The 4,075-nt window shown below is 69.0% G+C and carries 7 protein-coding genes; 4 read left to right on the forward strand and 3 right to left on the reverse strand.

Features of this window, described 5'->3' with window-relative positions; translation table 11 throughout:
• The first annotated feature begins 26 nt into the window (after positions 1 to 26).
• The gene (locus tag H5J26_RS28980) at positions 27 to 491 is read left to right on the forward strand and encodes a PPOX class F420-dependent oxidoreductase (protein ID WP_181768935.1); all 465 of its coding nucleotides are present in this window, start codon (positions 27 to 29) and stop codon (positions 489 to 491) included.
• Between the two features lie 227 nt (positions 492 to 718).
• The gene (locus H5J26_RS28985; RefSeq protein ID WP_181768936.1) at positions 719 to 874 is read left to right on the forward strand and encodes a hypothetical protein; all 156 of its coding nucleotides are present in this window, start codon (positions 719 to 721) and stop codon (positions 872 to 874) included.
• Between the two features lie 277 nt (positions 875 to 1,151).
• On the opposite strand, the gene H5J26_RS28990 is transcribed toward H5J26_RS28985, so the two are convergent.
• From H5J26_RS28990 to H5J26_RS29000, 3 genes are all read right to left on the reverse strand, one after another.
• On the reverse strand, positions 1,152 to 2,033 hold the full coding sequence (locus H5J26_RS28990; protein ID WP_181768937.1) for a helix-turn-helix domain-containing protein: 882 nt from the start codon (positions 2,031 to 2,033) through the stop codon (positions 1,152 to 1,154).
• Positions 2,034 to 2,209: 176 nt separating this feature from the next.
• Positions 2,210 to 2,818 carry a CatB-related O-acetyltransferase gene (locus H5J26_RS28995; protein WP_210771878.1) on the reverse strand — a complete coding sequence of 203 codons (609 nt, stop codon included), beginning with the start codon at positions 2,816 to 2,818 and terminating at the stop codon, positions 2,210 to 2,212.
• 163 nt (positions 2,819 to 2,981) lie between these two features.
• Complete coding sequence (locus tag H5J26_RS29000) at positions 2,982 to 3,476, reverse strand: hypothetical protein (RefSeq protein ID WP_181768939.1); 495 nt, start codon at positions 3,474 to 3,476, stop codon at positions 2,982 to 2,984.
• A 226-nt stretch (positions 3,477 to 3,702) separates the two neighbouring features.
• Here H5J26_RS29000 and H5J26_RS29005 point away from each other — a divergent pair, with 226 nt between their 5' ends.
• Positions 3,703 to 3,897: a hypothetical protein gene (locus H5J26_RS29005; protein WP_181768940.1), complete on the forward strand. Its 195-nt coding sequence runs from the start codon at positions 3,703 to 3,705 to the stop codon at positions 3,895 to 3,897.
• The coding region (locus H5J26_RS29010; protein ID WP_181768941.1) for a hypothetical protein at positions 3,894 to 4,075 on the forward strand (182 nt) is incomplete at its 3' end. The genes H5J26_RS29005 and H5J26_RS29010, both read left to right, overlap by 4 nt.

Here is a 4,075-nt window from a genome sequence, read left to right on the forward strand (position 1 = left end):
CCCGGGCCATGGCGTACGTTCGCGGCATGAGCCCTTCCATCGCCACAAACACCCGTGTCGAGCTGGCCGGTCTGCTCGACTTCGTACGCCCCCGTCACCGCGCGCTCCTGATCACGCGGCGTGCCGACGGTTCTCCCCAGGCCTCACCGCTGACGTGCGGTGTGGACGACGCAGGACGCATCGTCGTCTCGACCTATCCCGAGCGTGCCAAGACCAACAACGCCCGCCGTGACACGCGCGTCAGCGTGCTCGTGCTCTCGGACGACTGGAACGGTCCGTGGGTCCAGGTCGACGGGGACGCCGAGGTCATCGACTCCCCGGACTCGGTGGAACCCCTCGTCGAGTACTTCCGCAACATCTCCGGCGAGCACCCGGACTGGGACGAGTACCGCGCGGCGATGCTGAAGCAGGGCAAGTCCCTGATCCGCGTCACACCGCGGCACTGGGGGCCGATCGCGACCGGCGGTTTTCCGCCAAGGCTCGTGGACTGATCCTTTCGGTCGCGGCTACGGACCGTGCCCTGCCTGGGCCTCGGCGAACGGGGCCCGGGCAGCGTCGGCCGGGCCTGGCGCGGCACCGCGTGCCGCTCTGCTTCGTCGAGCTGCGAGACCTGGTCATGGGGGTCAGAATCGATGTGCGGGACCTTACGGGGAGGCAGTCGCACTGCCGCGTCTGCAGGTCCGCTGTGCCCAAGTCGTACAGGGGAGTTGACACAGAAATGACCACGACACTGCCGTCACGGTCGCCTATCGAGCACGCCCTTCTCCATGAGGAGCTGTCCCTGCCGCTGGAAGCGCCCTTGTGGCTGCTCGCCGGCGTCGAGGACGAGGAGCAGATCAGCTTCGAGCCGCACATCTGGCGCGGCATCGACTGACGGACGGCAGCGGCTCAGCCCGACGTCGCCAGCCGGGGGTCGTGGTGCGAGACGCCACGGCCCCCGCGCCCAGGACAAGACGATCTGGACTGATCAACTGACGCACGGGGAGCGATCAGCCCGACGTCGCCAGCCGGGGGTCGTGGTGCGAGACGCCACGGCCCCGGCCCCAGGGCAGGCGACCAGCATTGAGGCGGGACCGGTCATCGGGATCGGCCCTTCGGGCGCCGGCGGTGGCGCACCGCGTCGGCACCGGCCCGCGGCCTCGGCCGGGGGTTCACTTGCCGAACGTCTTGCGCAGCTGCTTCAGATGGGCCCGCGGGTCGGGGAGCAGCTCGGCGGCGAGCCGGGAGATGCGGGTGTACGCCTCCAGATGGGCCACCACGTCGGGCCGTTGATCCAGGTACACGGCGCTGGTGAGCCCGACCTCGGTGTAGACGATGTCCTGCAACTCCCGTTCCCGGAAGCGGAAGTACGTCATGTGGCCGCTGGTCCCGGAATGGGCGCCCGCCTCGAAAGGCAGTATGCGGAGCGTGATGCGGGGATCCTCCAGCGCTTCGAGGAGCCGGTCGATCTGGGCACGCATCACGGCGCCCGACCCGACTTCGCGGCGCAGCGCGGCCTCTTCCAGCACGACCCACAGTGACGGTGATCCGGGTTCGCCGAGGAGGGCTTGCCGGCGCAGCCGCAGGTCGACTCGGTGCTCGAGCGTCCTCTCCGCCTCGTAGGGGAATCCGGCGCGTATCACGGCCCGGGCGTAGTCGCGGGTCTGCAACAGGCCCGTCATGTAGTGCGGTTCGTACACGCGGATGACCTCGGCGGCCGTCTCCAGGCTGACGTACGCCCGGAACCAGTCCGGCAGCGCCGTCTTGTAACGGTGCCACCAGCCGGGCTCGTTGGCCTGCTCGGCCATGGTGGTGAAGTCCGCGGCCTCTTGTTCGGAGACGTCGTAGACCCTCAACAGCTCCCGCACGTACGGGATTTTGAGACTCACCTGTGCGTTCTCGATCCGGCGGATCGTCAGGTGGCTCACGCTGAGTGCTGCGGCGGCGTCCTCGAGGGTGACGTCACGGCTCTCGCGGAGCTCCTTGAGCCGCTTGCCGAGGACGATACGTAACACCGTGGGGGCGCTCTGCCCACTCGGCAGTGCCTCGCTCACGCAGGCTCCTGACAGCGGTGCACGGAAGTCAGCCCCGGCTCAACTTCCCTGCTAGGCCGCGTAGTTGTGATGGCTGAGAGGGAAAACCCTGCGGTCTGGAGGAAAGTATCATCACCGCGGCGGCGTGGCTCGAAGCGGAGGCGGGGGCCCGGCGTCCAGGGCCCGGCCGGGCGGGGTCACACAGGGCCCGGAGCCGCTGCCTCCAGGGCGTCGATGCTGCCGGACATGATCGTGCGGATGTGCTCGGTGATGTGCTGGGCGGGCCAGTCCCACCAGGCGAGGGCCAACAGGCGGTTCACGTCGGCGGCTTCGAAGCGGAGGCGGAGGAGGCGGGCCGGGTTGCCGCCGACGACGCCGTAGTCGGGGACGTCTTCGACGACGACGGAACCCGAGGCGATGACCGCCCCGTGGCCGATGCGGACGCCGGGCATCACCGTCGTCCGGTACCCGAACCAGACGTCGTTGCCGACCACCGTGTCTCCCTTGCCGGGAAGACCGGTGAGCAGGTCGAAGTGCTCGGCCCAGGAGGCGCCCATGACGGGGAAGGGGAACGTCGAGGGGCCGTCCATGCGGTGGTTGGCGCCGTTCATGATGAACCGCACGCCGGAACCCAGGGCACAGAACTTGCCGATGACGAGCCTCTCCGGCCCGTAGTGGTACAGCACGTTGCGGGTCTCGAACGCCGTCGCGTCGTCCGGGTCGTCGTAGTAGGAGTACTCGCCCACCTCGATCAGCGGGGAGGTGACCAGCGGCTTCAGCAGCACCACGCGGGGCTGCCCGGGCATCGGGTGGAGCACGTTCGGATCGGCGGGTTCGACCGGCACGGCGTATCGGGTCCCCTCAGGCGAAGCGGGTGAGGCGCCAATGATCGCAGCGACTCGGGCATGCCGCGGCCCCGCACCGATCGCACGGTGCGGGGCCGCGTTGCACGTGCCGGCCGGCCGGCCGTCAGCCCTTCAGGAGCTTTTTACCGGTCGCCGCGTCGACGACGGTGCGGTTGCCGAGTTCCTTCTTGAGCTCGACCTTCGCCTTGTCACTCACGAGCTGCTTGGTGCAGAAGTCGGCCTTCTTGTCCTTCTTCGCCCAGCCAGAGACGATCACGAGCTTGTCGGTCTCGTGTACGCGTCCGCCGTACTTCGTGTCGCAGCCCCCGTGACCCACGGTCACCGTGAGTGAGGTCTCCTTGCCCTGGGGCGGCCTCTGGGCGGCCTGCAGCGGCAGCATGTCGTTGTGACGCCCCTTGGTGCGCTCGACCTGCGGCCATTGTTGCTCGATCGCCGCGGCGCGCTTCTCGAAGCGGGTCTGCTTGCGGGGTTCGTCGCTGCTCACGGTCTGGCCGCTGCCGCTGCACGCGGTCGCGCTCAGCAACACGGCGGCTGTCAGCGCCGGTGCCAGGACGAGCGCGGTCTTGCTGCGGTTCTTGCCTGTCGTGCTGTGTCGCATGATCTACCTCCTGCTTCCACCGCTCTGACGGAAACGGTGCCGCGGAGGTTCCGACACGGGAGCGATCTGGGTCCCGTCACCCCGTCTCACCAGCGCGGGGACACCCTCATATGAATTCTTCACCCCCCGTTCGTGATCGCCGCACTGTGCGCATCTGTCCCACCCTCACAGAATCATCACTCCAGCCACACTGGCTCGGCGAAAGCAACGGGAGGAAGCGATCATCATGGGCAGCACAGTCCAGACCGGCGGCCGCAACGACACGGCTCGCACCTCCCCCGGCCACGCGGGCGGGCAGGGCCTCGTCATCGAGAATCTCGACGCACCCTGGGAGCAGGGGGCGGCGCTGTTCACCGTCTGCATCCTCGCCCTGCCCGCCGCCGGCACGACGTTCGACTCCGCCGGGCAGCTAGGGGCATGACCGGTACGCGTGAGGGCAGCTTCTGGGCCGCCGTGGAGTCGTCCTTGCGGGACGAGAGCGCGCTGGTGGGCTTCAAGCGCCACCTGCGCCCCACGGTGGTCCCGGGAGAGGCCGCGTATCTCGTCTCCCCGCGGGGAGTCACCGCGCTGCGGGGCGAACACGCCGAGGTGCTCGTGCC

Source organism: Streptomyces albidus (ex Kaewkla and Franco 2022) (assembly GCF_013870515.1).
GTDB lineage: Bacteria > Actinomycetota > Actinomycetes > Streptomycetales > Streptomycetaceae > Streptomyces > Streptomyces albidus.